A 26,350-nucleotide genomic window follows, 5' to 3' on the forward strand; every position below is an offset into this window, starting at 1 on the left:
AGCGGTCGGCTGCACCGCCTGGACCGTCGGCCCTACTCCGCCGCCTCGGGTGCGCTGAAGGCCTTGCTGTAGATGCCCGAGCGGTCGAAGCAGCAGACCTCGCGCTTGCCGGTGGCGAGCATCGAGCAGGCGTTGGCGATCCGCTTCTCGCGCGTCTCGGCCTTCTTCGCGGTGGTGATCCACTGGACCCAGTCGCGCCGCGCGATCAGGGTGATCCGCGACCAGGCCGCCTTCGCCGCCGGATCGGCGGCCAGCGCCTTGCGCAGGTCGGGCGGCACCTTCGCCTCGAGCTGCTCCTGCGCCGGCCACACCTCGACGGCGACGGTGTCGCCGACGCCGACACCGGCCGCCTCGCGCATCGCCCGGGTCACCTTGAGCCAATGGCTGCCGCTGCCATCGGGCTCCAGCGTGGCCTTGAACGCATGCCCGCCCAGGCGTCCCTCCACCGTGGTCATGCCGCGGCTGGGCAGCGGCGCGCTGGCCTCCTTGGGCAACACGAAGAACGACCAGGTCGCACTCCTGGGGCTGGCCGGTCGCAACAACCTGGCCTGGAAACGGATCGCATCGGTCGGGGTATCCATGCGCGAAAGCTACCAGAATCCGCCCCCACCGAACCCGATACCGCGTCACTAACGTCCGCCACCGCTGCGGAAGATCGACCACAGCAGCCAGATGCCGGCGACCGAGGCGCCGACGAAACCCAGCAGACCGAAGAACGGCAATCCCAGCAGGGTCGGCCCGCCCTCCACCGTCATCGCGATCGACGATCCGATGATCAGCGCCGCGATCACCAGGCCACCGGCAAGCCGGTTGGCGGAATGGCCGATCTGGCGATTGAGGTCCTGCAGGTGCTCCATGCGCAGGTTCAGCCGCGCATTGCCTCCGCGCACCGCCCGCAGCAGTCGCCGCAGATCGCGCGGCAGCGCCGCCAGCAGGCTCGCGGTGTCGGCCAGCGCATGCGCGCCGCGCCGCGCGATCGCGGTCGGCCCCAGTTGCGCGGCCATCGCCCGGCGCAGGAACGGCTGCGCCTGGCGCGCCATGTCGAAGTCCGGATCGAGGCTGCGCCCCAGTCCCTCCAGGGTCAGGCAGACCTTGATCAGCAGGGCCAGATCGGCCGGCAGCGCGAGGCGGTGGGCACGCAGCAGCACGGTGACTTCCAGCAACATCCCGGCCAGGTCGAGCTGGCCCAGCGGCACGCCGTGATAGGTATCGACGAACGCGTCGACGTCGATGACCAGTTGCGCCTCATCGACGTCCGACTGCCGCGTCCACTCCAGCAGCACGTCCGTGACCCGCTGGGAATCGCGCTCGACCAGTCCGAACAACAGGCTCACCACCTCGGCCCGGCGCGTCGGCGACAACCGCCCGACCATGCCGAAGTCGATCACCGCGATGCGAGCGTCCTCCAGCACGAACACATTGCCCGGATGCGGGTCGGCATGGAAGAAGCCGTCCTCCAGCATCATCTTCAACACCACCTGGGCGCCGGTCCGGGCGATCGCGCACCGGTCCACCCCGGCCGCATCCAGCGCCGCAAGGTCGGAGACCGGCATGCCGTCGACGAAGTCCTGCACGTTCATGCGTTCGCTGGTGAAGTCCCAGTACACCGTGGGCACCACGACGCGGACATCGTCGGCAAAACTGCCGGCGACGCGCTCGGCATGCCGGCACTCGGCGGCCAGGTCCATCTCCCGCATCAGCGAGGCGCGGAATTGCCGCACCACGCCGACGGGGTGGAACCGGCGCAGCTCCGGAAACTTGCGTTCGATCCGGGTCGCGGCATGCTGCAGGAGCCCGAGGTCGGCTTCGATCAGCGCGCGGATTCCGGGACGCCGTACCTTAGCCACCACCTCGCGTCCGTCGCGCAGGCGCGCCCGGTGCACCTGCGCGATCGATGCGGCGGCGAGCGGCCGCGGATCCAGCCAGGCGAAGGCCGATTCCGGTGCCATCCCCAGCGCCTCGCTCATCTCGGCGTGGATGGCCTCGAACGGCACCGCCGGGGCCGCACTCTGCAGACGGCTGAACTCGGCGATCCATTCCGGCGGAAACAGGTCGACGCGGGTGGCCAGCACCTGCCCCAGTTTGACGAAGCACGGGCCCATTTCCTCCAACGCCAGTCGCACCCGGACCTGCGGCGCCAGCTCAACCGGCGCCTCGGCGTGATTTCCGGGCAATGCCCGACCCAGCCGCGCCAGCGCCCGCGCCAGTCCCAGCCGTCGCACCATGTCGCCGAAGCCATGGCGGATCAGGATCGATGCCAGCGTCTGCAGCCGGCCCAGCTCATGGGGGGTGATCAAGGTGTCCCACATCCGCGAAAGCTCCTGTGTCGGCGATCCCGGCCGCCGCTTGCGTACGTTCTACCGCGCCGCGGCGAACGACCGGGTCAAGGCCGGCCCGGCCATGCCAACGGTGTACCCCGGATCCCGGCGTCCGGATTTGATCCAGCGCAAACCGGTTTCGTCGCGACCGCCTACAGTCGTGCCCCGAACATGCCACGGACAGGGGAACATCATGGCGACGATTCTGTTCGAGCAGGACAACCATCGCTGCATCGCCTTCAACGATCTCGTCCGTGGCGACGACGGCATCCAGGCCAACCAGTTCCTGATCCAGCATGGCAGCTACTCGGCCCTGCTCGATCCGGGCGGACAGCTGCTCTACAACCCGCTGATCCTCGCCCTGGGCAGCTACATCAAACCGTCGGAGCTGACCTGGCTGCTGTGTTCGCACCAGGACCCGGACATCATCGGCTCGGTCGACAAGTGGCTGCTGTACTCGCGCACCACCGTGGTCTGTTCCAAGCTCTGGGGCCGCTTCGTTCCCCACCTGGTGCCCGGCTACATGCCCAACAAGGGCAGCGAACGCTACATGCTGCTGCCCGACGAGGGCGGCCGCATCGCGATGGGCGACACCTGGGTGCAGGCGCTGCCGGCGCATTTCCTGCATTCGGTCGGCAACTTCAGTTTCTACGATCCGACCAGCCGCATCCTGTTTTCCGGCGACATCGGTTCGTCGATGATCGCCAGCGAGACGCCCTACGCCTTCGTCGCCGACTTCCAGGCGCACAAGGCACGGATGGAAGGCTTCCACCGCCGCTACATGGCCTCCAATCGGGCCGCCCGCCTGTGGGTGCAGATGGTGCGCTCGGTGGCGCCGGCGATGATCGTCCCCCAGCACGGCCTGCCGATGCGCGGCGAGGCGATGGAGCGGTTTCTGGACTGGCTGGCGCAGCTGGAGTGCGGCGTCGACCTGCTGGCGCCGGTCGGCTACGCCGCCTGAAGCCGACCCCGGGGGCCGTCGCCACGGTGGGATGTCGTGACGGCGGCTTGTCCGGCAACGTGTTCGACAACGTGTTCGACAACGTGTTCGACAACGTGTTCAACCAGGGGAGGACGGCGGGGGCCGGGCGCGGGGAGGCGCCCGGCCCCTCGCCGACCGGCAGGCGGACGGCTGCCGTTATCATCGGCCGCGCCCACCGGCTGCATGCGCAGCCCTTCCCAGGACAGGAGAACGCGATGCCCGCCGCCCCCACCCTCACCGCCGTGCCCGCACCCGTCGCCCGCACGCGTCGCCGAACGCTCGTCTGCGCATCATCTGCCCTGATCGCGATCAACGCCCTGCTGGCGCCGATGCGCACCCACGCGCAGCCGCCGTCCGCCGCCGACGGAGCGGCGGCGCCGGCGGTGGTGATCGACGACGTGGAACGCTTCTACCGCCTCTACGATGCCGCCGGCGGCACGCTCGACGCCGAACGGCTGCAGCGCGACTACCTCGACCCCGGCTCCGAAGGCCTGCACCATTTCGCCCGCCTGCGCCGCGTCACCGGCGAGGCGATCGCCGCGACCCTGGCCGAGCGGCCGGCGTTGTACCGGCAGGCCCGCGACTGCATGCGCGTGTTGCCGCAGGCCAAGCAGCGTCTGGATCGCGCCCTGGCGACGCTCGCCACCCTCTACCCCGAGGCCAATCTGCCACCTGTCACGATCGTGGTCGGACGCGGCAAGCCGGTCGGCATCGGTTACCCCGACACGGGCCTGCAGATCGGCCTGGAGGCATTGTGCGCGGTGGAATGGATGAACCCCGACCCCGAGGACCGCTTCGTCCACGTGATCGCGCACGAGTACGCCCATGTGCAGCTGAGCCCGGCGATGGCGAACCTGGAGCGGCCCACCGTGCTCGAGCGTTCGCTGATGGAGGGGGGCGCCGAGTTCGTCGCCGAGCTGACCTCCGGCCACACCGCCTACGCGCACTTCGACGCGCTGACCCGCGGCCGCGAACACGAGATCGAGACCGCGTTCCTGGCCGACATCGACAGCACCGACCTCGGCGCCTGGCTCGACAACAGCAGCACCGACAGTCCGGGCGATCTCGGTTACTGGGTCGGCTACCGCATCGTGAAGGCCTACTACCGGCAGGCCGACGACAAGCGCCGGGCCCTGCGCGAGATCCTGCGCATGGAGGACCCGAAGGCGATCTTCGCGGCCAGCGGCTGGCGGCCCGGCATCGGATTCGACGCGCCGCCGGCCGCCGATGATTCCCCCGCCCCGGCCGGCACCGGCGACGGCACCGAGGCGACGCGATGAGCGTCTGGCATGCCCTGGTCCTGCTGGTCCTGCTCGGCGGCGCCGCGCTCGTCGTCGCCCTGATCGTCACCGCCATCGTCGTCGCCCGCCGCAAGCGCCAATAAGCCGCCCTCAACCCATCGGCGCGCGCATGGATGCGCGCGGCTCGCCGAACCAGCGCCGCAGCCGCGCCCGCAGACCCTGCGTGTCCTCGCCGACCCAGGCGACGTGACCGTCGGGCCGCAACAGCAGTGCCGGCGCATCCAGTGGGGCGTCGCGATCGACGAGCCGGTCGACCCGGTCCGACCAGCCCGCCACCGACAACCGGCCGGTCCGGTCCAACAGCAGTCCGCGCCCGCGGTGCATGCGCACATACAGCCGCCCTTGCGACAGCGCGATATCGTGCAGCCTCCGGCCCAGCAGCGGGTGCCCGTCGCCGAAGTCGTAGCGGATCGCGGTGGCGATGACCTTCTCGATCAGCAGGCGGTTGGCCGGCTCGATGTCCATCAGCTCCGCCAGCAATCTGCGCACCGATTGCGGCCCTGGCTCGTCCGAGATCAACAGCATCTGCGCGCGGGTGTTGTCCAGCACCTCGGCGGCGACCGGGTGCCGCTCCAGGTGATAGCTGTCCAGCAAGCCCGCCGGCGCCCAGCCGGCGATCGCGGCGGCCAGCTTCCAGCCGAGGTTGAAGGCGTCCTGGACGCCGAGGTTCAAGCCCTGCCCGCCCACCGGCGGATGCACGTGCGCGGCATCGCCGGCCAACAATACGCGCCCGACCCGGTAGCGCTCGGCCTGCCGCGTCGCGTCGCCGAAGCGCGACAGCCAACGCGGCGAATGCGCGCCGAAGTCGTGGCCGGCCACCGCCCGCAGCTGTTGCCGGAAGGTCTCCAGGTCCGGCGGCGTGGCGCGGTCGCTGGCGACCTGCGCGGCCGGCACGATGACCCGGTACAGATCGCCGGCCAGCGGCATGATCCCGAACCGCTTGTGCGACTTGCGAACCTCCGACATGGCCGCAAGCAGGGCATCGCGCGAGCCCTCCAGCCGCATCTCGCCCAATAGCGTATCGACCCGGCTCGGCTCGCCGGGAAAGCCCACCCCCGACAGTTTGCGCACCGTGCTGCGACCGCCATCGCAACCGGCGAGATAGCGCGCGCGCAGCCGGCCGCCATCGGCCAGTTCGACGCTCACCCCGTCCTCGTCCTGCTCCAGGCCCACCAGCTCGCAGCCGCGCCGGATCGACGCGCCCAGTTCGACCGCGCGCTCGGCCAACAGGCGCTCGATGATCGGCTGGTGGATCCCCAGGACATAGGGGTGCGAGGTGTCCAGCGACGGCGGCGCGGGTTTGGCGATGCCGGCGAAGAACCCCGCCAGCGGATGCCGGGTGCCGTGGGCGAGGAACCGCTCCAGCAGGCCGCGCTGGTCCATCACCTCGATGCTGCGCGCATGTATGCCCAGTGCGCGGACGACAGGACTGGGTACCGGTTCGCGCTCCAGCACCAGCACCTGCACCCCTTGCAGGCTCAACTCGCAGGCCAGCATCAAACCGGTCGGCCCGGCGCCGACCACGATCGCGTCGATCATCTGCATCCGCCCACCCTCATCAACGGCCATCGGCCAGGGGCGGCGACTGTGCATCACCGATCGGGCCTTGCCGCAAGCCCCGGGTGCCTTAATATGTTGTCAGGGGCGAGGACCCGAACCCGGCCACGGCGAAGATGCCGCCCGCTCCCGCACCCGTCGATCGGGCGCGGCTTCTGCCGCCCTCACGCCCTTCCTGCCGTTACCGGTCGCGCACCCGAGTGCTTGACCCGGTGGCGGCGCGCGCCCGCGGCTCGTCCTGATCGCCAAGAGCACCGCACTGCCGCCCTCACCGGAAACGCGCGGCAACGACAGGACCATACGCAAGCGGATTGCCGTCGATTGAGAACGCAAGCACTTCCGCGTTTCAGAACCGTGAAAAAAGTCGCGCTTTCCAGGTAGGGGGAAGCGCCCCGGCGGCGTTCCAGCCAATGCGGTTCACCTGGCACCCCACCGTTCCCCAAGCGGAACGGCCATGACTCGACCCGCTGTCACCGATGTCCATGTCTCTTCCTATTTCCAGGAGTGTTCGAATGCGCAAGTTCAGTATGTCGGTTCTGGCAGTCACCGTTGCCATGGCAGTGTCGGGAGCGGCCGTTGCCGCCGACGACCTTTCCCCCGCGTTGAAGGCGGCCATGCAGCGCGACCTGGGGCTGTCCGGCCCGCAGCTGGCGCAGTACATCCGGGCCGAGCGCCTGGCCTCGCAGCAGGAGAAGGTCGTTGCCAGGCAGTTGGGCCGCAACTTTGCCGGCACCTGGCTGGAGCGCAAGGCCGACGGCTCGTTCGGCGTCGTGGTCGGCACCACCTCGATGGCGAACGCCAGGAGCGTGGCCGGCGTCGAGACCCGCCAGGCCCGCCACAGCCTGGCCTCGCTGAACACCGCCAAGGCCCAGCTCGACGGCCAGCACGGCCGCGCCGGCGCGCCGCGCGGCGTGTACAGCTGGGCGGTCGACCTGCCGAGCAACAGCGTGGTCGTCGGCATCGCACCGGGCGCCGAGGACGCGGCGATCGACTTCATCGCCCGCAGCGGCCTCGACGCCAACACCGTGCGCTTCGAGACGATGCGCGAGGCGCCGCAGCGCCGCATCGACATCGAGGGCGGTCGCGGCATCCTGCGCAACCCCGGCGACGGCTACCTGTACGCCTGCTCGATCGGCTTCCCGGTGACCAAGGGTTCGACCAAGGGCTTCGCCACCGCTGGCCACTGCGGCGACACCGGCGAGATCGTCTACCAGGAGCTGTCGCAGTGGAGCCTCGGCGTCAGCCTGGGGTCGTTCGCGGCCTCGACGATGCCCGACGGCAACCAGACCGGTCCGGACCGCGGCTGGGTCCAGGTCGACAACACCCATACCCTGCAACCCAACGTGTACGGCTACGGCAAGGGCGATGTCACCGTCCACGGCAGCACCGAAGCGCCGGTCGGCGCGGCGCTGTGCCGCTCCGGCCGCACCACCGGCTGGCGTTGTGGCGCCATCCTCAGCAAGAACCAGACCGTGTCCTATGTCGACAATGCGGGCAATCCGGACGGTACCGTCACCGGCCTGACCCGGACTTCGGCCTGCGCCGAGGGCGGCGATTCCGGCGGTTCGTACATCACCGGCGCCGGCCAGGCCCAGGGTGTGCTGTCCGGCGGCAGCGGCAGCTGCAAAGGCCGCCAGGGCCGCAACGGCGGCGGCAACAGCTACTTCACGCCGATTAACTCGATCCTCAGCGTCTACGGTCTGACCCTGCGCACCAGCCCGTAAACAGCACGCCAGGGTTACAGGCAACACCGTGGAGTCGGGCGCCCCGGAAAACCGGGGCGCCCTTTTTCGCGCCATCGGCGGGTCGCGGGCCGGCCTTGCGGGGCGGACACGTCCGCTCATGCGATCATGCGCCAACGCGAGACAGTCATTCGACACCCATCGGCCGACGCATGCACCCAGTACAGGACGATCTGGACACCCTCCACGATGCCGCCTACGACGCGATGGCGCGCGGCGAGCTGGCCGAGGCCTCGCGCCAATTCGCCCGACTGCTGCTGCACAAGCCCGAGAACCACTACTACCACTACATGCTGGGCCTGGCGCACAAGTACCTGCGCGACTGGCCGGCGTCGCTCCAGCACAACCTGCGCGCGATCGCATTGGCCAGGAAGCCCGGCGATGCGGAACTGTGGAACGCGGCCATCGCCGCCACCGCGCTCGCCGACTGGCCACGGGCACGACGGCTGTGGCAGGACTGCGGCATCCAGGTCCCCGAGGGCGAAGGTCCCATCGACGCCGACTATGGTGTCGCGGTCGTCAGGCTGAATCCCTGGAGCGGCGGCGAGACGCTGTTCATGCGTCGAATCGACCCGGTGCGCGCGCGTTTGCTCAACGTACCGCTTCCTGAAAGCGGTCATCGCTTCGGAGACGTCGTCCTGCACGATGGCGCCGTGACCGGGCACCGGCACGACGGCCAGCGCGAAGTGCCGGTCTTCAACGAACTGCAACGCATCGAACGATCGGAATTCCAGACCTTCGTCGGCTTCGTCGACTGCGGCAGTCGCGACGACCTGCTCGCCCTGCAACAGGCCCGCGCGCCGGGCGTCGCCTACCTCGAAGACTGGACGCACAGCGTCCGCCACTACTGCATCCGCTGCAGCTATGGCACGCCGCACCGCCACGAGAACGACGGCCACGCCGGCGACTGGCGAACACAGCGCAACCTGGGCATCGCCGCGCACGACCGCGAATCGGTCGAAAAGCTGCTGCAAGCGTGGATCGATGGCGGGCGCGGGCGCCGCATCGACGCCATCGAAACACGCGAATGCGACATCCCGGCGGCCGAAGACGGCCAGGCCTGGTGGAACGCCGAGCCGCCGGAACGCTAGCGGCACCGCCTGACGGGCACCTGCTTCTCCATAGACGATCGCGACGGCCTCCACGCAACCGCATGAGGGCGCGCGCCCGACCGCGCCAGGTTCCGGCACGTCCCGAGCGCGACGCCGGGCTTCACAACCGCGTCGCCGTCGCGTTTGTACCGGCATGCATGACTCCCGCGCGCACCTGCGACACCCACGCGACCGCACCGCTTCGTCCGACCGGCTGTGGACGGGCGCCCGCGAACGTCCGCGCATCTGGCCACACGGCGTGTCCGCCGCGGGCCCGCCATGAGCGCGCCCAGCCTGCTCGAGCTGCTGCTGGGAGCACCGCGATCGCCCGCCCCGGACCCGGCACGGACCACACCAAGGGAAAACCTCATGATCTGGAAGAACGCGCAATGCGAGCTGTTGCTGACCGATGCCCTTGGCCTGAGGGTCAGCCCCCAGGGCCTCACAATGAACCTGTTGCAGCCACGCCTGCCGCCGGAAGCCACCGAAGCCCGCACCCTGTTCGGCGCCGCCGAGCGGGTACTGGTGCTCTACGCCGACTACAAGCACTACAAGGCCCATATCGCCTCGATCTGCGACTACATGCTCACCGGCGGAGTCACCTGCCGCTTCGAGAGCCTGGTACCGACAGAGGACATCGATCCCGGCGCACCGACGCTCCTGCACGCGCTGCTCCAGCTGAACAATGCCGATGACGACAGCCGCAACATGTACCTGTCCGGCTACCCGTTGAAGCGGAGCTTTCCCATCGCCCTGATGCTGGACAGCGACGAGATCGACCTGACCCGCACCTTCAAGGTGCTCGCGTTCTGCGTAGGCACGCCGGTCACCAGCATCCGCAGCCCCGCGCCCGGCGACCCCGGAAGCGCGCTGGAGATCGCCTGAGCGAACCCGGGGCTACCGATACCCGGGCGCCACGACCAAACCTTCGAGGAGATACACGATGATCGTAGCCAGACCAGGGGTTTCCCGCCTGTCGATACGCGGTGGCGGATTCTGGCCGGCGCAAGGCCGCTGGAACCTGACCCGGACCCAGAAGCGATGGATCACGGTGTCGGTGATGCCCAACACCAGGGTTTCGCGGTACTTCCGCTTCAAGGAACAACTGCTCGAATCCTACGACGAGAGCGATCTGCGCTTCGCGTGGCCGGACCTGCCCGGATCGACGATCAGCGGCACCGACAGCATGATCGAAGCGGCAATGAACGGCGAACAGCTCTTCAGCAAGAAGATGGAGCTGAGCGTCATCGTCAGCGCGGCCAACCCCGAAGGCCTGCTGATGTCCGACAAAGAGTACCGGTACTTTCTCAAACAGAAGATCGACCTGTGGCGCGCGACCGGAGCCGGCTCGCTCTCCAGCCTGGTGGTGAAGGGCAGCCAGCCCGACGCCTATGCCGAATTGGACCTGCAGAAGAAGGTCGACGAACGCTACATGCAGGCGTGCCAGATCCTCAGGGACGAGGGCATCGAGTTGTGGCTGGTCGCCGACCTGTATGGCGAATCGAAGTACGTGCTGAACAGCCTGGACTTCAAGCTCGCGCAGCAGCCATCGTGCATCGTCGTGCAGCCGATCAAGCACTGGGCCGGGGTCACCCGCGAAACCCGCGACGGCCTGGCCCGTCGATTCCAGAAGCTCGGCGGCATCCTGCAACTGGTGCAGCTGGAAGAGCTGCAGGTGCTGATCGACAACCACAGGCGCAAGCAGGAATCGAAGCAGGTCGGGGATGCCGGCCGCGATCTCTATGTCTACGACCCCGACGTGCCCGGACTGGTCGAGAATCTGGGCAAGGAGCGCGTCGAGGAGCTCAACGTCGGCATCGCCCGCCAGGTCCTGGGGCCGTTCCTGAGGTCCGGAAAGCCGAACGACTACTGGTGGACGCGCGTCGGCATGGGCATGGACATCGCCTTCGCCAAGCGATTGGCGATCATGGACCGGATGCAGCCGGTGTTCGAGGTCGACGCCTCCGACCCGGAGGTCTACGAACGGGCGCTGGCCTACTTCAACCGGTCCAACCGCGGCTTCAGCGATGCCGAACTGCGCGAATGGCTGATACAGGAGCAACTGCGGACCAATTACGACTTCAAGGCGCTGTCGCTGGATTGAACCGAGATCGCCCCCGACCGGGACCAAGGTGGCCGCAGTCCGGACCGGCGACTACATCTCCGGGGTGTCGGCGCCGATGACCTCCATGGCCTCGTCGGCCCGGCGCCGGGATTCGCGATCCTGCACATCCGTCGGCGGCGAAGCCTGACGTAGGCCGGCCGGGCCGTGCGCGACAGGCGCGGCTTCCGCCGCACGCGCCGGTTGGACGAGCACCGCAGCGTCTGGCGGGACCGCACCGGGCGCCGTCTCGCCGGCCGTCTCGCCGGCCGCGATGCCGGAAGCGGCGCCGCCAGTTCCTGCCCGTTGGTACAGCCATCCACCAGCAAGCAGCACGGAAACCATGCCGCCCACCACCGCGATCCAAAGCCAGGCACGGTTCCCGTTCCGACCGCCCACGGCCGAGTCGCGACGGCCTCTGGCGGCCGACCTCCCGGACCTCGGCACCATCGGCGACCTGCCGACCTCCGGGTCGTCCTCGATCGGTCCGAGCATTTCGCGCAGGGCGTCGCCATCGACAAGCTGCACGTGTCCCTGCCGGGACGCCGCCTCGATGGCCCGCGGCGTGAACTCGCCGCTGGTGACCAGAATGGCGCCGGTGGCGCTCTCGGTGACCATCACGCCCAGCAGTTCGTGCACCGGGTTGTGGGTGACCTGAAAGGCGTTCCAGTGCTTGGCCTGGACCAGGACATAGGCGTCGTCGCGGCGCAACTTCAGGTCGATGCCGCCGTCGAAACGCTGCCCGCTGCCGCCGGTGCCAACATGCTCCACATCGTAGCCCTGCCGCCGATAGTGCTCGGCCAACAGGGTTTCAAGCCGCTCCCAGCCCACTCGGCTCAATGCATCGTGATGACGACGACGAACCGCCTTCAGTCCCCGGGCCATATCCCCTCCTTGACCTTGCCCAGCCCGAAGCTAGCACGGGACGAGGCGATCGGGCCCCACCCCAGACAGGGCCGTCGCTGTACCCGGCTACCCCTGCTCCAGCATCTCGATCCGGTTCCTGCCGCCGCTCTTGGCGGCGTACAGCACCTGGTCGACCGCGGCCACGAACGCGCGCGCGGCGGCGTCGGGGCCGGGACGGGCAGTGCCCACCCCAAGGCTGGCGGTCACGAACCCGCCGATGCCGGCGCCGGCGCCGGCATGCGGGATGCGCAGATCGGCGATCGCGTCGACGCAGGCCGCGGCCATCCGGCCCGCCGCGTCCTCGTCGGCATCCGGCAGCAGCAGGATGAACTCCTCGCCGCCGAACCGCGCCACCACGTCGCGCGCACGCTGCGCGAGCCCGCGCAGCACGCCGGCAATGCGCTTGAGGCACTCGTCGCCGGCGACATGGCCATGGGCATCGTTGTACTGTTTGAAACGGTCGATATCGAGGATCACCAGCGACAGCGGATTGCCGCTGCGGCGGGCCTCGCCCCACTCGTTCTCCAGGCGCAGGTCGAACATGCGGCGATTCGCGATACCGGTCAGGCCATCGGTCATCGACAGCTGCTCCAGTTCCCGGTGCAGCCGCAGCAGCTCCTCCTCGGCCTTCTTGCGCTCGCTGATGTCGAACATGAAGCCGACCAGGCTGTCGACCTCGCCGTCGGGCCGGCGCACCACGTGGACCACGTCGCGGATCCATACGTAGTGCCCGTCGCGGGTCATCGCACGGTAGTCGGCCTCGTGGTCGACCCCCGCCTGCGACTGCGACACGCAGTAGCCGACCACGCGGTCGCGGTCCTCGGGATGCATGCGCGCGGCCCAGTCCTCCACCGTCTGCCAACTGCCCTGCGGCCAGCCCAGCAGCGCCTCGATCTGCGGGCCGATGTAGGCGAAGCGCTTGCTGGCCCAGTCGATCTTCCACGGAATCGCCTTGGTCGACTCCAGCAGGGCCTTGTAGACGCCCGCATCCCCGAGGGCGTCGCGGACGTGCTCGACGCCCGGATCCGGCAGCGTTAGATCGTTCATGGTGGGGATAGTACGAAATGCGGGCGCGGCATGCGCCTCCACGCCGCCATCCGGGTCCGGCCGCTATCGCCCCCGAGCGCCGGGCCGCGCGCGCTCGTCCGACTTCAACCACGGTGCCGCCGGGCTCCAGAAGATGATGTCGACCCCCAGGTAGTCGCGGGCGAAGCCGACGAAATCCTCCCTGGAGAACCGCTCCCCGTCCTCCGGGTCGACATAGGTCAGGGTCGGCTCCTGCACCGCCATCGCCACCAGCGCCAGCCGCTCCCGGTAGCGGTTGAAGAACGGATAGGCGTTGCGCATCTGCGCGCGTCGGTACGGCACGATGTCCGGCCCGCCAAGGCCTATACCGAGCGCATGCGCCCGCTCGAACAGCCGCCCCATGTAGTCGTGGTCGTTGTCCCACTCGCAGGGCCAGAAGTTGACGTACTGGACGACGTGCGAGTCCTCGAAGGCCTGCCGGGCCACGCTCATGTTCTCCATCTGCGCCTCGAAATAGCCATCGCAGGTAAAGCCGGCGGCCTTGGCGCCATCGCCCACGTCGATCGCGGTCTCGGGCAGATTGATGCCATGGATGCGGCCATCGAACCGCTCTCCCAGCGCACGCAGCAGCGCCTGGAAGCGCTCGCGCACGTGCGGATTCCACTGCAGGGTGGCCCACCCCTGGACCTGCGGCGCGCCCTCGCCCGGCGTGTCCGTCTGCGCCACCAGGCCGCCCCCGTACAGCGGCTCGCGCAGCAGATAGCCCGGCAGCAGGCGCGCCTCGGGCCGGAAGAAACGATCCTGGACCTGCACGAACAACTGTTTGTCCAGCGATCCGGCCACCGCCAGATCGCGCTCGATCGAGGAAAAGTCGTAGCGCCCCTGCTCCGGCTCCAACGTCTTCCAGGGATAGACCACCTGCACGCCGGCGACATCGTCGCGTTGCAGCAGATCGCGCACCTCGGCGGCACCGTCGCCGCCGGCGAACACGTAGTTGGCCGGTTCGGCGGCCTCCGCGACGCCCAGGGCCAGCATGGTCGCCACCGCCCAGGCCAGACAGCCCCGACATGCACCTATGCACGCTTCCGCAACGGTCAATGCAAGCAACTCGGTCATCCTCATCACCTGCTGGGCCTCGTCTGCGAGCCGTCCGAATGCTTCCAGCATGATGCATCCACATGGCGTCCCTGCGAAGCGGAACCTGCCTCGCCGCCGCCAGTCCCGTACACTGGGCGTTCGTCCACCTACAGAGAGCCCATGGCCAAGAAGCCCAACTATTCGTTCGAGAAGCGCCAGCGCGAGCTGGCCAAGCAGAAGAAGAAAGACGAGAAGGACGCCAAGAAGCGCGCCCAGCGCGAGGCGGCGCAGGGCGAGACGCCCGCGTCCAGCGACGAATCGGAGTGAACGACGCCGGGTCCGCACGGATCTGGGTCGACGCCGACGCATGCCCCGGACCGATCCGGGAGATCCTGTTCCGCGCCGCCGAGCGCGCCGGGGTGCAGGTCACCCTGATCGCCAATCAATGGCTGCGCACACCGCCCTCCCGCCATATCCGCGCCCTGCAGGTCCAGGGCGGCTATGACGTGGCCGACGATGCGATCGCCGAGCGCGCGCAGGCGGGCGACCTGGTGGTCACCCAGGACATTCCGCTGGCGGCACGGGTGATCGCCAACGGCGCCCACGCGGTCAATCCGCGCGGCGAGCGCTACACCGCCGACAACATCGCCGAACGCTTGTCGATGCGGAACTTCATGGACGAACTGCGCGGCGCCGGCGTGCAGACCGGTGGCCCGGCCCCGTTCAATGCGCGCGACCGCCAGGCCTTCGCCAACCAGCTGGACCGCTGGCTGGCGGCGCGGGGCTGACGGGCGCGGAGCGCACCGCGTTTCCAGGCACGGAAACCGGTGCGCTCGCTCCTGGCCATGCCCGACCCGCGCCACCGCCCGGATGCAGCGCGTCGATGCGCGGATGCGTCGTGCCCCGGCAGGTGACCGGGACTCGGCTCACATATCCTGCTCGGACTCCGGAGCCGGAGGCGGGTCGTCCGCGGGGTGGTCGACGATGTACAGCCAGCGTCCGCCGATCATCTTCGAGACTTCGACGTAGCGCCCACGCTGGACCGACTCGGCCTGGGTCGCCTTGTCGATCCGGATCACCGTATAGGTACCCCACGACGCCCGTGTGTCGCCCATCACCTCATCGCCCATGATGCTGATCTGGACGTCCTTGATCGTGACGTCCGCAAAAAAGTCGGCGAAAGCGTCGCGGATCTCGGCATGGCCCTTGACCATCGGTCCGCCCGGAATCCACAGCACCGCGTCCTCGGCATAACAGGCGGTCACCGCGTCGGCATCCCCGGACTTGAACGCCGGGAGGAAGCAATCGGCGGCCGACGGCGCCATCTCCTGGGCCACCGCCGCTCCGCTCGCCCAGCCGACCAGGCCCGACAGCAGCAAGGCGGCACAGATCCGGTTCGATACGTTCATGACGCGACCTCCAGAGGGCTGCGCGCGGAACTTCGCGCCACCACTGAACGCGACGCCGTCCGGATATCGGTCATCCGAGGCGGCCGGGAAGGCATGAGCGAGGTGACAGAAGGCCGCTGCGCCGCCTGCCAGCGGCCCCGACAAGCGCATGAACCGGGGCTCACAGCGCCCTCGCCGGAACCAATGGAAGCGGCACTACCGTTCGTCGCCTGCCGGGTGACCGATGCGCCGGTCCGCCTGCGTTGTCAGATGCGCGTCCTCAGACGCCCCCGATGAGGAGATCGACATGCATGCACGTCCCGTATTGCCGCCTCTGGCAGTGCTTGCCGTCCTCGTGGCCGTGGCCGTCGCGCCAGCGATGGCGGGCGAGGTTTCCGGCCCACCCGGCAGCGACAACCCGCGCACCACCGGTGCGCCGGCCAACGCCAACTCCAACTGCGCCTACAGCGGACTCAACGACTTCGACCCGGACGAGGGACAGAACGAGTCGATCGTCCAGACCGCGGCCGATGCCTGGAAGTACTACGGTCTGCCGCACGGCTTCCCCGGCCTGAGCGGCGCCTGCCGTGGCGGCAGCAACGAGGCCCGCGAGAAGGGCACCGGCGGCCCGTAGCCACCCTGCCGTCGCAGGTCGCCGCGCCCCCGCCCCACAAGGGGCGGCCGGGCGGCCGCGCCCACCCTCCCGGTCATGACCGAGGCCGTACCGGCGTCGGCGGATATTCCCCGCACACCCGCCGCCAGTCCGTATCATGGCGCATGACCGATCGCCTGCCCGAGTTCTCCGACCTCCCGCTCAATCCGGCCCTGCTGCAGGGCCTGGACGCGTTCGGCCACGTACGGATGACGCCGATCCAGGCCCAGGGCCTGCCGGCCCTGCTCGAAGGCCGCGACCTGATCGCGCAGGCGCCGACCGGCAGTGGCAAGACCGCCGCGTTCGGACTGGCCCTGCTGCACCACCTCGACCCGTCGCAGATCCGCCTGCAGGCGCTGGTGCTGTGCCCGACCCGCGAACTGGCCGACCAGGTGAGCAAGCACATCCGCCGGCTCGCCACCGGCATCGCCAACCTCAAACTGCTGACCCTGACCGGCGGGGTTCCGCTGGCGCCGCAGCTGGCCTCGCTCACGCACATCCCGCATGTCGTGGTCGGCACCCCGGGGCGCGTGCTCGAGCTGCTGGACAAGCGTGCCCTGGCGCTGGGGGACATCCGCGTGCTGGTGCTCGACGAGGCCGACCGCATGCTCGACATGGGCTTCGAGGAACCGATCCGAAAGATCGTCGCCAAGACCCCGAAGCAACGACAGACCCTGCTGTTCTCCGCGACCTGGCCCGACGGCATCCGCGAGGTCGCCGACCGGGTGATGCGCGACCCGCTGACGGTCGCGGTCGAGGCCGGAGAGCCGCATGCCGACATCGAGCAGCGCTTCTTCGAGGTCGAGCCGGCACGCAAGCCGGCGGCGCTGGCCGGCCTGCTGATGGAATACAACCCCGAATCGGCGGTGGTGTTCTGCAACATGCGCCGCGACACCGAGGAAGTGGTGTCCTCGCTGAGCCACCTGGGGTTCTCCGCCGCCGCCCTGCACGGCGACATGGAACAGCGCGACCGCGAAGAGGTGCTGGTGCGCTTCGCCAATCGCAGCTGCCAGGTGCTGGTCGCCAGCGACGTCGCCGCGCGCGGGCTGGACGTGGACAGCATCGGCGCGGTGATCAACTACGAGCTGCCGACCGACCCGGCCGTCTACGTGCACCGCATCGGCCGTACCGGACGGGCCGGCCGCAAGGGCCACGCGCTGAGCCTGTGCACCCCGCGCGAGCTCGCCCGCGCGCAGGCGCTGGAGGCCCTGCAGGGCGCACCGCTCGCCTGGCGGAAACCGCCGATGGCCGCACTGCGCGCCGGCAGCGCCCCGCACGCGGCCATGACCACCCTGCGCATCGACGCCGGCCGCAGCGACAAACTGCGCCCCGGCGATATCGTCGGCGCGCTCACCGGCGACGCCGGCCTGCCCGCCGACGCCCTCGGCAAGATCGACATCTTCCCGACCCGCAGCTACGTCGCCATCGCCCGCGCCAGGGCCGGCCAGGCGCTGTCGCGGCTGCAGGCGGGCAAGATCAAGGGGCGCAAGTTCCGGGTGCGGAAGGTCTGAGGCGCGGCGGCGCCCCCCCCATCGCCCAGGATAGGCGCCGGCTCCGTCCAGGGCTCCAGGCAGGCCGTCGGAGCGGCAAGCGCGATGTCGGGCCTGCGCGCGAAGAGTTGGCGCGCCTCCTTCGCAGCGGGTCGCCCCGGCCCGGGCCGGGCGCGATACAGCCGGCTTGCCCCCTGGCCCTTTCCGCGTCGCACTCGTACTAGACTGCGGAACCGGTTTCTGCGCAAGGAGTGCTCGATGTATCGGCCCGGACGACCTCACACGCAGGCGGATGCGACACGGGACACGATCGCAGTTGCCGAAGGCCCTCCCTCCCTCTCCGGAGACGCGGCGCACCGCGTGCTCATCGAGTGGAACCGCACCGCGCAGGCATACGACCGCACCGAAACGGTCTGGGGACTGGTCGAGAAACAGGCGCAGGCGCATCCGCAACGCACGGCGATCATCGATGGGCATGTCGAGATCGACTACGCCCGCCTGACCGCACGGGCCAACGCCATCGCGGCCACGCTGGCGGCGCGGGGCGTGCGACCGGGGGCCCTGGTCGGCGTCTGCATGGGCCGCCGCTGGGAGCTGGCGGCGACCCTGCTGGGGGTCCTGCGGGCCGGCTGCGCCTACGTGCCGCTGGACCCCGAGTACCCGCGCGAGCGTGTGCGCTACATGCTGGAACACGCCCGCGCGGCGGCCGTCGTCGTGGACGGCGACACGCCCGCCGAACTCTGTGCCGGCACCGCCGGCCTGCTGCGGCTCGATGCGATGGACGAACCGGTACCGGACGCCATGCCCACGCCCTCGGTGCGGGACCTCGCCTATGTCATCTACACCTCGGGATCGACCGGGCATCCCAAGGGCGTCGCCGTCGAGCACCGCAGCGTCGTCGCGATGACCCGCTCGATGCGCAAGCTGCTGGACGACGCGGAACTCGCCGGTGTGCTGGCGGCGGCCTCGATCTGTTTCGATACCTCGGTCATGGAGATCCTGGGGACGTTGTCGCTTGGCGGCACGGTGGTGCTGGCCGAGCACGCGTTGGCGCTGCCGGAGCTGCCGGCGGCGGCGCGCGTGCGGACGACGATCATGGTGCCGTCGGCGATGCAGGGACTGCTGGCGACCGGCGGGCTGCCGCCGGGCGTGCGCTGCACCGTGCTCGGCGGCGACGTGCTCAAGCGTCCGCTGGTGGAACAACTGCATGCGCTGGCGCAACCGCCGCGCGTGCTCAACGTGTACGGGCCAACCGAGCATACGGTGTATTGCACCGCCACCGAGATTGCCGCGGGCACGAAGACGATCACCATCGGCAAGCCGACGCCGAACACCCGCGCCTACATCCTGGACGACGCCATGCAGCCGGTTCCGATAGGCGTGCCGGGAGAACTGCACCTCGCCGGCGACCAGCTCGCACGCGGCTATCTCCACGACGACGCGCGCACGCGGGAGCGCTTCATCGAGTTGGACCCCGATGGCGCGATTCCGGACCAACGGCTGTACCGGACTGGCGATCGCTGCCGCTGGAGCGACGGCGGTGAGATCGAATTCCTGGGCCGGGTCGACCAGCAGATCAAACTCCGCGGCTTCCGGATCGAGCTGGAAGAGATCGAATCGGCGCTGGAGTCGATGCCGGGCGTGGACGTGGCGGCGGCGGCAGTCGTCGACACCGATGGCGGCAAGGGCATGCTCGTCGGCTACGTTGCCAACCGGGACGAGACAGTCACCGGCGAGGCCGCCCGCGCCCACCTCGCGCAACGGCTGCCCAGGTACATGGTGCCCCGGACCGTGATGCGCCTCGCCGACCTGCCCCGCCTGCCCAACGGCAAGCTCGACCGCAAACGACTGCCGCGGCCCGGGCTGGAACTGGACCACGGCGCATCCGACGTGCCGCCCGCGCACGCCGACATCACGGTCTCCGACGTGGCAGGGAGCCCGCCGGAAGGCCTGGCCCAGCTGTCGAGGCAAGAACGGCACGAGGCCCTGCTGACGACCGTCCGGACCGAGGTCGCCCGCTTCCTCCACCTGCGCGATCCCGGGCAGGTACCGCCGCAACAGGCGTTCGAAACCCTGGGCCTGGATTCGCTGGACGCGGTCGAACTGGGCCACCGGCTGTCCACGACACTAGGCCGGAAGCTGCCCGCGTCGACGCTGATCGCCCACCCCACCCCCAACGCCGTTGCCGACCATCTGCTCGATGCGCTGGAGCACGGCGGCACGGACAGCCACGTTGGCCGGTCGAGCGGCGCCAACTCCGACACGCTGGGCCATTTCCAGAGCCAGCTGCAGTCCGGGCACCCGCCGTTCCTGGCGTCGAGGGCGCCGGCCTGGTCGGCGACCGACAAGGGCACGCTGATCCGCGCACTCAAGCACCTGCTCACGCGCTCGGGACGGGAGCCCTACAGCAAGCTGGTCCGCACCGGCAGCGGTCACAAGGGCACGGTCGCCGACGTCCATACCGGCGAGGAGCACGAGGCCATCATCTGGAGCACCAATCTGTACCTCGGTCTGAACCGCGACCCGGGCGTGATCCAGGAGGCCCGATCGGCGCTGGAACGCTTCGGCACCGGCATGGGCACCTCCCCGACCGCATCCGGCATGACCGACCTGCACCTGCACTTCGAAAGAGAATTCGCGGCGCTGGTGGGCAAGCCCGCCGGATGCCTGTTCTCGACCGGATTCACCGCGAACCTGGGCGTGATCGCGGGCATCGTGGGCGACAGGGACGTGGTGGTGATGGACCAGCTCTGCCATGCCTCCATCGTCGACGGCGCCCGCCTCAGCGGCGCCAGGATCCGGACGTTCCGGCACAACGACGCGTCCGACCTGCAGTCGGTGCTGGAATCCGAAGCCTCGCCCTATCACACGACCCTGGTGGTGCTCGAAGGCGTCTACAGCATGGGCGAAGGGACCGCACCGGTCGACGAGATCGTGCGTACGGCGAAGCGGCACGGCGCGCTCGTCCTGGTCGACGAGGCCCACTCGTTCGGCTTCTACGGCCCACGCGGCGCCGGCATCTGCGCGGCCCAGGGCGTCACCGACCAGGTCGATTTCATCATGACCACGCTCAGCAAGGCGCTCGGCAGCCTCGGCGGCGTGATCGCCGCGCGCGAGGAGCACGTCGCCCTGCTCAAGACCTCGGCCAGGGCCTATGTCTTCCAGGCCACCACGACGCCTGTCGACATCGCCGCCGCGCTCGCCGCCCTGCGCCGGCTGCGCTCGGACGACGCGCTGCGCGAGCGGCTCTGGGACACCACCCGCTACATGCGGAAACGTTTCTCCGAGGCCGGCTACGACCTGGGCACCGGCGACGGCCCCATCGTCACCCCGCACTTCTCCGACAGCGATCTGCTCTACGCGATCGCACGCGGCCTGCACGCACGCGGCATCCACGCCACCGCCGTCACCTACCCGATCGTGGAGCGTGGACGCGGCCGCCTGCGCTTGATCTGCTCGGCCTCGCACACCCGCGATGACGTGGACCGGACGCTGCAGACCCTGATCGAGGTCGAACGCGAAGCCAGGACCGCGCAACGCGCCCCGGACGGCCCGGCGAACGGGAGCGACGGATCGCGGGCGGAGCCGACGACAGCCCCCAATGACACCCGGGAGGCGGCGAACCAGTGTGGGCGTGAAGCACCGCGCGGCGCGCCCCCGCGACGAGTGGCCGTGGAAGCCTGGGCGACAGACTTCGGCCGCCATCTCCAACAGGCACTGGCGACGCAGCCGGGCCCGACTCCGGACCTGGCGGTGACGATCGGACTTCCGGACGATGAAGCACCGGTGACGATGCGGGTCGACGGGCGTGCGGTGACCTGGACACCACCAGCCGCCACGCATGTGCCGACCTGTTCGCTGCAGCTGTCCGACGCGCGCGCGGTGTCCGCCCTGTGCGCATCCGACGTAGCGGGTTTGCTGGACAGCGTCATCCAGGGCCATTGCGTACTCGGCGGCCAGGTCGAACCCTTCGTCTGGCTCATCGGACGGATCGCCGAGCGGCAGGGGCCGGAGGCGCCGCTACGGTAGATACGGCCAGTCGGGCACGCAGCGCGTCCCGGCAACGCCTCGCTGCTACCCCCTGTCGCGCTAGGCCCGCTTCGCGTCCGCCGCCGCGAAATGGGCGATCTGGGCGGCATGCGCCTTGTGGAAGGCGGGGCGGTCGGTGATGCGGGCGACATAGGCCTCGGTCGCGGGGCGTTCGCCGTGGGCACGGACCCTGGGCACGCGCAGCACGTCGGCCATGATCAGGTCGGCGACGGTGAAGCGATCGGCGGCGAGCCAATCGCGCTCGCTCAACACCGTTTCCAGTTGCTGCAGTCGCACGTCCAACCAACCGGTCAGGGCGTTGTCCTCATCGCCGGACACGGCCAGGAACCACCAGGGCACGCTGACCATCTCGATCGAGTTGAGCGCGGCCACCACCCACTGCCGGGTTTGCGCCGCGGCGACGGTATCGCGCGGCATCAGCACCTCGCTCTTGTCCGCCAGGTGCAACAGGCAGGCCCCGCTCTCGAAGATCGAGATGTCGCCGTCGCTCAGGAACGGCACCTGCCCGAACGGTTGGCGTTCAAGATGATTGGTCTCGCGATCCTCGAACGGCACCGTCCGCACCTCATGCGCAAGCCCCGCCTCCTCCGCCGCCCAGCGCAGGCGCAGGTCGCGCACGAAACCGCGCGGCCCCGGCGGCACCCAGTCGTAGGTCCAGAGCGTCAACGTTCCTGTCATGGTCCGGCGTCCTTCGATGTTTTGGCTTCGGGCCCTGCATGTTAGGGCGATGGCGGCAGCAGGGACAGGGCCGGCTTGTACGTGTCGGGATGGAGATTGGCGTCCACCGCAGCCGCGAAGCGCGAGTCGAACGAACTACTCGCCGATCAGTACATCAAGATCGGAGATGTCTTCGAGGTAGGGTTCGCAGCACCCGTCACCGGCAACAACTGGCAGGGTGAAGGAGATCGTCTGCCCGACGTCAATCGTCTTGCCCGAGGCGATGGGAACACCTTGATACTGCAGGTACACGCGTTTTCCGCTAACCTCCATCGGCGAGGACAGCTCGATGACAACCGTGTCGTAGGAAACGAAGGTGTAGTCGACGAACTCCATCCATGCAGCCTGCGGCCTGAGCTCGATCACACGGCCCTGGACGAAGGTCGGCGTGACGGGCTCGAACAGCGGAATCCGAGCCGGCACACTGCTGCAGCCTGTCAGGAGCGTGATCAGTGCAAAGCTATGGAGGATGCGCCACATGAGTGCAGCCGACCCCTGCCGTGTTCTAGCAGCGAGACAAGAAGCTAGGCATCTCCGGCGTTCCCCTCGCCAAGCGAGTTCCGCTCCGAGACGACAAGCTCGGCATCCTTCTGCATAGCCGCTGTGCCGACATCCGCAGGATCCGCACGATCCTCCTTGATCTTCGGGGCCCGGGGCTGCCAGGCCTTCAGATGCTGCCCGACCTGCTCATAGAAGTCCGGAATCGCCTGCTCCAGATCGGCCACAAAGTTGCGGCGCTGAGCGAAACGACCGGCGAGATCCCGTGCGTAGACAACCTCGAAGGAAGACACCACCTTCCCGCTCTCCTCCGCGACCTCCGGACGCTCACGCAGCACCGACAACGGATGTTGTGTGCAAGGCCCCCGGCCCGGCCAGTAGAACCGGACATGGACGTTGTCGGGTCTGGATTTCGCCATCTGGCGCAGCAACCAGGTCAATCGCGCCTTGGTCGACTTGCGATCGCCGGGCGCGGCAACGCGCATGGAGGCATAGACGGATCGTCGGTTGAAGTCGGCAGCGACCTCTATGGCCGCTGCGGTATTCGGGACTGAGAAGATGCTGCGCAATCGGCATTCCTGCGCCAAGCGTTCCGCATCCTCCTTGATCCTGAGCCCGGGATCGAGCACGTGCGCCCTGGGTACCTTCACCAAAACCTCCTCACCCAGTTGCCGACTCAGGATCAGACTCAGGTCTCGAGTTTCCTGATACCAGGCGCCAACCACTTCCTGGACCTCGTTGGCCCTGGGCGAAAGCGTCCCCCCTGCCTGCACCGCATTTGCGACGGTACTCCAGGAGGCAGGCATCTGGTCGAAACCCTTCACTCCCGCACTGGGATGGCTGAGGAAACGAACCATCTCGTTGAGAATCACACGCTGCTCGCGATCCCGGACCTCGCCGCTTTCCAGGTGCAGCGCCGCCTGCGTCAGCACGTACATCCACGACCAATGCCAGAGGCTCGCCTTCTTCAAAGAACCCGCCGCGATCTCCACGGGATGATGGCTCGGCAACGGCGCGAACTGGTTTGAAATGGTCAGCAGCGCGTCAATGCCGTTGAGTCGGGCCAGTTCCAAATAGGACTCAAGCTGCTCCGGTGTCAGATCGGTGTTGCCGACCTTCGCCTCAACGAGGGCAGTCCAACTCGTGGTTCCGGAGCGCAACACGAGCAGCCCGTCCGGTCTCGCCTTGCCAGTCCCGCCATTGCGAAGCACGACTTCGGTATAGGCCTCCAGCCGCATTCGCGCTCCCGCCTTGATACCGAGGTCGGATAGCAGCGCCTTGCCGAAATCCTCCACGGTCTCCATGCAAGCGAGGACGATCGAGAGAGTTCGACCCTCCTTGGAGGTTTCCGCGAGTACCGGAAACAATCGAGCGCGTTCACCCTGGACGAGAAATTCAGGCCGACCATCCATGCCCTACCCCCTTGTCAAGCGACGGATCAAGCTTGGATCATGCCACGATCACCAAGCTGGAACATGACCGGGTGGGCGCAGTGGATTGCTAGTGTTGCCGCGGACCGCGCCAGCGGCGGTCTCCCATGAACGTGCAACCGAAAGTGTCTCTCACTTGTTCGCGGCGCATCCGGATCACCCGAGAGGCTTCAATCAATGCACATCTTCTCCATCGTCGCCCACCCGCGCTCCAACAGCTTCTGCCACGCCATCTCGGCGACGGCGCGCGCGTCCCTGCTGACGGCGGGCCATACGATCGAGCATCACGACCTGTATGCCGAGCGCTTCGATCCCTGCCTGAGCGAGGACGAGGCCTATACCGTCGGCGACACGCTCGAGCAGGCGCTGGCGCGGGCGGTCGACCCGGTGCTGCGAGCGCATCGAGAAGGCGTCGCGAAGGCCGGCGGACTCCTGGTCGTGCATCCGAACTGGTGGGGCAAGCCGCCGGCCATCCTCGCCGGCTGGATGGACCGCGTCCTGGTCCCGGGCGTCGCCTACCGCCTGGAGACCGCCGATGGCATGCCCGAGGGCCTGCTGGCGATGCGAACGGCGCTGGTCATCAACACCTCCGACACCGAGCCCGAGCGGGAACGTCGCGACCTCGGCGATCCGCTGGAACTGATCTGGGGGCGCTGCGTCCTGCCCTATTGCGGCGTCGAGAGCTTCAAGCGGGTCATCTTCAGGCCGGTGGTCGGAAGCTCGCGGGACACACGGGAATCCTGGCTGCGGGACGTCGACGGCCACTGCGCTTCCCGTTTCGGCAGCGCCGGCGACTGAACCACCCGGCGCGGTTGGCCCGTCGACCTGCCGCAGGTCACGACACCGGGGCCGGCGCGGGATTACTCTAGGCGCACCATCCCGTCGCGAGACATCCCCGATGAAATGCCTGGCTGCGCTCCTGCTTGTCCTGCCCCTGTCCGCCTGCGTGATGCTGCCAGGAGACTACGTCGGCGGCCCCGCCGACAAGCGGCTGGTCTGCCACAAGGGCAAGAAGACGCTGGAACTGCCGCCGGAAGCGATCAGCGCCCACCTCGGACATGGCGACTACAGAGGGCCGTGCCGTTGAGGCGAAAGCCAGTGCGGCGACCGACCTCCGGAACCTGATCCGCCGCCCGCCTGGCCCGGACGGTCGCACTGGCCGGGGGGCCGGACGCCCCCCGGAAACACCCGCCCTGCCCCTGCCGGGCCGTGTTGTGTAAGCTGGCAGCCGTACCACCGTTGCATTCGCGCGTCCCCTCCGACTGCCGTCGCCGGTTTCGCTCCCTCCATGCGTGACCACCCGTTTCGGGTGTCGCTTCCCGGGAGCGCCCATGCCAGGCCATTCCTTCCCCGCTCCGATCCCGCCCGTCCGCGGTCGTCCGCGCGCATGAGCGCCGTCGCCGCCGATGTCCCGCTGTGCAGCCGCTGCGATGCGGTGTGCTGCCGCCTGACCGTGGTCCTGCAGCCCGAAGACCGGGTCGCCGGGCACCTCACCACCCATACCGCCGCCGGCCTCCACGTGATGGCGAAGGACAAGGAGGGCTGGTGCGTCGCGCTGGACGGCGCGCGCATGTGCTGCTCGATCTACGAGAGCCGCCCCTCGGTGTGCCGTCGCTTCGCCATGGGCGGCCCGTACTGCCAGGCCATCCGCGAGGACTACCGCGATCACCACACGCGCGACATCCCGCTGGTCCTCTACTGAGCCCTCCTGCGCGAGCATCCCAGATGAAATCCTACATGGCGGTCTTCCGTTTCACCCTGAGCCCCAGCCAGAGCATCGGCCCCACGCAACTGCACGCACTGTGGGCCAACGCCTGCCAGACGCCGCAGGTCAGCGTCGCCCGCAACCTCGTCCGCGGACGGCCGACGTACTCGCTGTATGCCGGGCACCAGTTGCGGGACCTGCCCGAGGTCGAACGGCGCCTGCGCCGGCTGCTGGAGGAAAACAAGCTGAACGCCTCACTGACCGCGATGCACTCGCATTGAGGCCGTTGCACCGGCGGGCGATTGAACCCGCCCCTCTT

The 26,350-nt window shown here is 68.9% G+C and carries 25 protein-coding genes; 15 read left to right on the plus strand and 10 right to left on the minus strand.

Annotation, left to right across the window (positions count from 1 at the left end):
- Positions 1-32: 32 nt before the first annotated feature.
- Together C9I47_RS10095 and C9I47_RS10100 are read right to left on the minus strand one after the other, a co-directional pair.
- Entirely contained in the window at positions 33-581 is a 549-nt protein-coding gene (locus C9I47_RS10095; RefSeq protein ID WP_111266628.1) for a YdeI/OmpD-associated family protein, read from the minus strand.
- 48 nt (positions 582-629) lie between these two features.
- Positions 630-2,309 (minus strand): ABC1 kinase family protein, encoded by a 1,680-nt coding sequence (locus tag C9I47_RS10100; RefSeq protein ID WP_111266629.1) that lies wholly within the window; start codon positions 2,307-2,309, stop codon positions 630-632.
- 202 nt (positions 2,310-2,511) lie between these two features.
- Here C9I47_RS10100 and C9I47_RS10105 point away from each other — a divergent pair, with 202 nt between their 5' ends.
- Positions 2,512-3,279 carry an oxygen-binding di-iron domain-containing protein gene (locus C9I47_RS10105; RefSeq protein WP_111266630.1) on the plus strand — a complete coding sequence of 256 codons (768 nt, stop codon included), beginning with the start codon at positions 2,512-2,514 and terminating at the stop codon, positions 3,277-3,279.
- A 236-nt stretch (positions 3,280-3,515) separates the two neighbouring features.
- Positions 3,516-4,580, plus strand: a complete 1,065-nt coding sequence (locus tag C9I47_RS10110) for a gliding motility protein GldB-related protein (RefSeq protein WP_145985482.1) — start codon at positions 3,516-3,518, stop codon at positions 4,578-4,580.
- Between the two features lie 111 nt (positions 4,581-4,691).
- On the opposite strand, the gene rox is transcribed toward C9I47_RS10110, so the two are convergent.
- Positions 4,692-6,146 (minus strand): rifampin monooxygenase, encoded by a 1,455-nt coding sequence (rox, locus tag C9I47_RS10115; RefSeq protein ID WP_223250090.1) that lies wholly within the window; start codon positions 6,144-6,146, stop codon positions 4,692-4,694.
- A gap of 524 nt (positions 6,147-6,670) precedes the next feature.
- On the opposite strand from rox, the gene C9I47_RS10120 reads away from it, so the two are divergent.
- From C9I47_RS10120 to C9I47_RS10135, 4 genes are all read left to right on the plus strand, one after another.
- Entirely contained in the window at positions 6,671-7,882 is a 1,212-nt protein-coding gene (locus C9I47_RS10120) for a S1 family peptidase (RefSeq protein WP_190238471.1), read from the plus strand.
- A gap of 170 nt (positions 7,883-8,052) precedes the next feature.
- The gene (locus C9I47_RS10125; RefSeq protein WP_111266633.1) at positions 8,053-8,991 is read left to right on the plus strand and encodes a hypothetical protein; all 939 of its coding nucleotides are present in this window, start codon (positions 8,053-8,055) and stop codon (positions 8,989-8,991) included.
- Between the two features lie 369 nt (positions 8,992-9,360).
- Positions 9,361-9,876, plus strand: a complete 516-nt coding sequence (locus tag C9I47_RS10130; protein WP_111266634.1) for a hypothetical protein — start codon at positions 9,361-9,363, stop codon at positions 9,874-9,876.
- A 58-nt stretch (positions 9,877-9,934) separates the two neighbouring features.
- On the plus strand, positions 9,935-11,095 hold the full coding sequence (locus C9I47_RS10135) for a hypothetical protein (RefSeq protein ID WP_141481767.1): 1,161 nt from the start codon (positions 9,935-9,937) through the stop codon (positions 11,093-11,095).
- Between the two features lie 51 nt (positions 11,096-11,146).
- Here the strand turns inward: C9I47_RS10135 and C9I47_RS10140 are convergent, their stop codons facing one another.
- The 3 genes from C9I47_RS10140 to C9I47_RS10150 form a co-directional block, all read right to left on the minus strand.
- Complete coding sequence (locus C9I47_RS10140; protein WP_111266636.1) at positions 11,147-11,977, minus strand: restriction endonuclease; 831 nt, start codon at positions 11,975-11,977, stop codon at positions 11,147-11,149.
- An 87-nt stretch (positions 11,978-12,064) separates the two neighbouring features.
- Positions 12,065-13,045: a GGDEF domain-containing protein gene (locus tag C9I47_RS10145; RefSeq protein WP_111266637.1), complete on the minus strand. Its 981-nt coding sequence runs from the start codon at positions 13,043-13,045 to the stop codon at positions 12,065-12,067.
- 63 nt (positions 13,046-13,108) lie between these two features.
- Entirely contained in the window at positions 13,109-14,191 is a 1,083-nt protein-coding gene (locus tag C9I47_RS10150) for a hypothetical protein (RefSeq protein ID WP_223250091.1), read from the minus strand.
- A gap of 90 nt (positions 14,192-14,281) precedes the next feature.
- Between C9I47_RS10150 and C9I47_RS17705 the strand changes: the two genes are divergently transcribed.
- On the plus strand, positions 14,282-14,428 hold the full coding sequence (locus C9I47_RS17705) for a hypothetical protein (protein WP_190238472.1): 147 nt from the start codon (positions 14,282-14,284) through the stop codon (positions 14,426-14,428).
- Positions 14,425-14,889, plus strand: a complete 465-nt coding sequence (locus tag C9I47_RS10155; RefSeq protein WP_111266638.1) for a YaiI/YqxD family protein — start codon at positions 14,425-14,427, stop codon at positions 14,887-14,889. The genes C9I47_RS17705 and C9I47_RS10155 overlap by 4 nt, the downstream gene beginning before the upstream one ends.
- Positions 14,890-15,027: 138 nt before the next feature.
- Here C9I47_RS10155 and C9I47_RS10160 read toward each other — a convergent pair whose 3' ends face one another.
- Positions 15,028-15,510: a YybH family protein gene (locus tag C9I47_RS10160; RefSeq protein WP_190238473.1), complete on the minus strand. Its 483-nt coding sequence runs from the start codon at positions 15,508-15,510 to the stop codon at positions 15,028-15,030.
- Between the two features lie 286 nt (positions 15,511-15,796).
- On the opposite strand from C9I47_RS10160, the gene C9I47_RS10165 reads away from it, so the two are divergent.
- The 3 genes from C9I47_RS10165 (at position 15,797) to C9I47_RS10175 (ending at position 21,660) form a co-directional block, all read left to right on the plus strand.
- Positions 15,797-16,123, plus strand: coding sequence for a hypothetical protein (locus C9I47_RS10165; RefSeq protein WP_145985483.1), 327 nt, complete (start codon positions 15,797-15,799; stop codon positions 16,121-16,123).
- Between the two features lie 155 nt (positions 16,124-16,278).
- On the plus strand, positions 16,279-17,652 hold the full coding sequence (gene dbpA / locus C9I47_RS10170) for an ATP-dependent RNA helicase DbpA (protein ID WP_111268080.1): 1,374 nt from the start codon (positions 16,279-16,281) through the stop codon (positions 17,650-17,652).
- 84 nt (positions 17,653-17,736) lie between these two features.
- Positions 17,737-21,660, plus strand: a complete 3,924-nt coding sequence (locus C9I47_RS10175) for an amino acid adenylation domain-containing protein (RefSeq protein ID WP_223250092.1) — start codon at positions 17,737-17,739, stop codon at positions 21,658-21,660.
- A 60-nt stretch (positions 21,661-21,720) separates the two neighbouring features.
- Here the strand turns inward: C9I47_RS10175 and C9I47_RS10180 are convergent, their stop codons facing one another.
- The 3 genes from C9I47_RS10180 to C9I47_RS10190 form a co-directional block, all read right to left on the minus strand.
- Positions 21,721-22,359, minus strand: a complete 639-nt coding sequence (locus C9I47_RS10180) for a glutathione S-transferase family protein (protein WP_111266642.1) — start codon at positions 22,357-22,359, stop codon at positions 21,721-21,723.
- Positions 22,360-22,494: 135 nt separating this feature from the next.
- Positions 22,495-22,878 carry a hypothetical protein gene (locus C9I47_RS10185; RefSeq protein ID WP_111266643.1) on the minus strand — a complete coding sequence of 128 codons (384 nt, stop codon included), beginning with the start codon at positions 22,876-22,878 and terminating at the stop codon, positions 22,495-22,497.
- Between the two features lie 44 nt (positions 22,879-22,922).
- Positions 22,923-24,200 (minus strand): hypothetical protein, encoded by a 1,278-nt coding sequence (locus C9I47_RS10190; protein WP_145985484.1) that lies wholly within the window; start codon positions 24,198-24,200, stop codon positions 22,923-22,925.
- 303 nt (positions 24,201-24,503) lie between these two features.
- Here C9I47_RS10190 and C9I47_RS10195 point away from each other — a divergent pair, with 303 nt between their 5' ends.
- From C9I47_RS10195 to C9I47_RS10210, 4 genes are all read left to right on the plus strand, one after another.
- Positions 24,504-25,124, plus strand: coding sequence for an NAD(P)H-dependent oxidoreductase (locus C9I47_RS10195; RefSeq protein WP_111266645.1), 621 nt, complete (start codon positions 24,504-24,506; stop codon positions 25,122-25,124).
- Positions 25,125-25,224: 100 nt separating this feature from the next.
- Positions 25,225-25,413 carry a hypothetical protein gene (locus C9I47_RS10200; RefSeq protein WP_111266646.1) on the plus strand — a complete coding sequence of 63 codons (189 nt, stop codon included), beginning with the start codon at positions 25,225-25,227 and terminating at the stop codon, positions 25,411-25,413.
- Positions 25,414-25,713: 300 nt separating this feature from the next.
- Positions 25,714-26,028 carry a YkgJ family cysteine cluster protein gene (locus C9I47_RS10205; protein ID WP_111266647.1) on the plus strand — a complete coding sequence of 105 codons (315 nt, stop codon included), beginning with the start codon at positions 25,714-25,716 and terminating at the stop codon, positions 26,026-26,028.
- A 23-nt stretch (positions 26,029-26,051) separates the two neighbouring features.
- Positions 26,052-26,312: a hypothetical protein gene (locus tag C9I47_RS10210; RefSeq protein ID WP_111266648.1), complete on the plus strand. Its 261-nt coding sequence runs from the start codon at positions 26,052-26,054 to the stop codon at positions 26,310-26,312.
- Positions 26,313-26,350 lie beyond the last annotated feature (38 nt).

Source organism: Marilutibacter maris, from assembly GCF_003233695.1.
In the GTDB taxonomy this organism is placed as follows: Bacteria; Pseudomonadota; Gammaproteobacteria; order Xanthomonadales; family Xanthomonadaceae; genus Marilutibacter; species Marilutibacter maris.

Coding starts and splice junctions, on each gene's coding strand:
- C9I47_RS10095 (WP_111266628.1), bottom strand. CDS start 581: ATGGATACCCCGACCGATGCGATCCGTTTCCAGGCCAGGTTGTTGCGA.
- C9I47_RS10100 (WP_111266629.1), bottom strand. CDS start 2,309: ATGTGGGACACCTTGATCACCCCCCATGAGCTGGGCCGGCTGCAGACG.
- C9I47_RS10105 (WP_111266630.1), top strand. CDS start 2,512: ATGGCGACGATTCTGTTCGAGCAGGACAACCATCGCTGCATCGCCTTC.
- C9I47_RS10110 (WP_145985482.1), top strand. CDS start 3,516: ATGCCCGCCGCCCCCACCCTCACCGCCGTGCCCGCACCCGTCGCCCGC.
- rox (WP_223250090.1), bottom strand. CDS start 6,146: ATGCAGATGATCGACGCGATCGTGGTCGGCGCCGGGCCGACCGGTTTG.
- C9I47_RS10120 (WP_190238471.1), top strand. CDS start 6,671: ATGCGCAAGTTCAGTATGTCGGTTCTGGCAGTCACCGTTGCCATGGCA.
- C9I47_RS10125 (WP_111266633.1), top strand. CDS start 8,053: ATGCACCCAGTACAGGACGATCTGGACACCCTCCACGATGCCGCCTAC.
- C9I47_RS10130 (WP_111266634.1), top strand. CDS start 9,361: ATGATCTGGAAGAACGCGCAATGCGAGCTGTTGCTGACCGATGCCCTT.
- C9I47_RS10135 (WP_141481767.1), top strand. CDS start 9,935: ATGATCGTAGCCAGACCAGGGGTTTCCCGCCTGTCGATACGCGGTGGC.
- C9I47_RS10140 (WP_111266636.1), bottom strand. CDS start 11,977: ATGGCCCGGGGACTGAAGGCGGTTCGTCGTCGTCATCACGATGCATTG.
- C9I47_RS10145 (WP_111266637.1), bottom strand. CDS start 13,045: ATGAACGATCTAACGCTGCCGGATCCGGGCGTCGAGCACGTCCGCGAC.
- C9I47_RS10150 (WP_223250091.1), bottom strand. CDS start 14,191: ATGCTGGAAGCATTCGGACGGCTCGCAGACGAGGCCCAGCAGGTGATG.
- C9I47_RS17705 (WP_190238472.1), top strand. CDS start 14,282: ATGGCCAAGAAGCCCAACTATTCGTTCGAGAAGCGCCAGCGCGAGCTG.
- C9I47_RS10160 (WP_190238473.1), bottom strand. CDS start 15,510: ATGAACGTATCGAACCGGATCTGTGCCGCCTTGCTGCTGTCGGGCCTG.
- C9I47_RS10165 (WP_145985483.1), top strand. CDS start 15,797: ATGCATGCACGTCCCGTATTGCCGCCTCTGGCAGTGCTTGCCGTCCTC.
- C9I47_RS10175 (WP_223250092.1), top strand. CDS start 17,737: ATGTCGGGCCTGCGCGCGAAGAGTTGGCGCGCCTCCTTCGCAGCGGGT.
- C9I47_RS10180 (WP_111266642.1), bottom strand. CDS start 22,359: ATGACAGGAACGTTGACGCTCTGGACCTACGACTGGGTGCCGCCGGGG.
- C9I47_RS10185 (WP_111266643.1), bottom strand. CDS start 22,878: ATGTGGCGCATCCTCCATAGCTTTGCACTGATCACGCTCCTGACAGGC.
- C9I47_RS10190 (WP_145985484.1), bottom strand. CDS start 24,200: ATGGAGACCGTGGAGGATTTCGGCAAGGCGCTGCTATCCGACCTCGGT.
- C9I47_RS10195 (WP_111266645.1), top strand. CDS start 24,504: ATGCACATCTTCTCCATCGTCGCCCACCCGCGCTCCAACAGCTTCTGC.
- C9I47_RS10200 (WP_111266646.1), top strand. CDS start 25,225: ATGAAATGCCTGGCTGCGCTCCTGCTTGTCCTGCCCCTGTCCGCCTGC.
- C9I47_RS10205 (WP_111266647.1), top strand. CDS start 25,714: ATGAGCGCCGTCGCCGCCGATGTCCCGCTGTGCAGCCGCTGCGATGCG.
- C9I47_RS10210 (WP_111266648.1), top strand. CDS start 26,052: ATGAAATCCTACATGGCGGTCTTCCGTTTCACCCTGAGCCCCAGCCAG.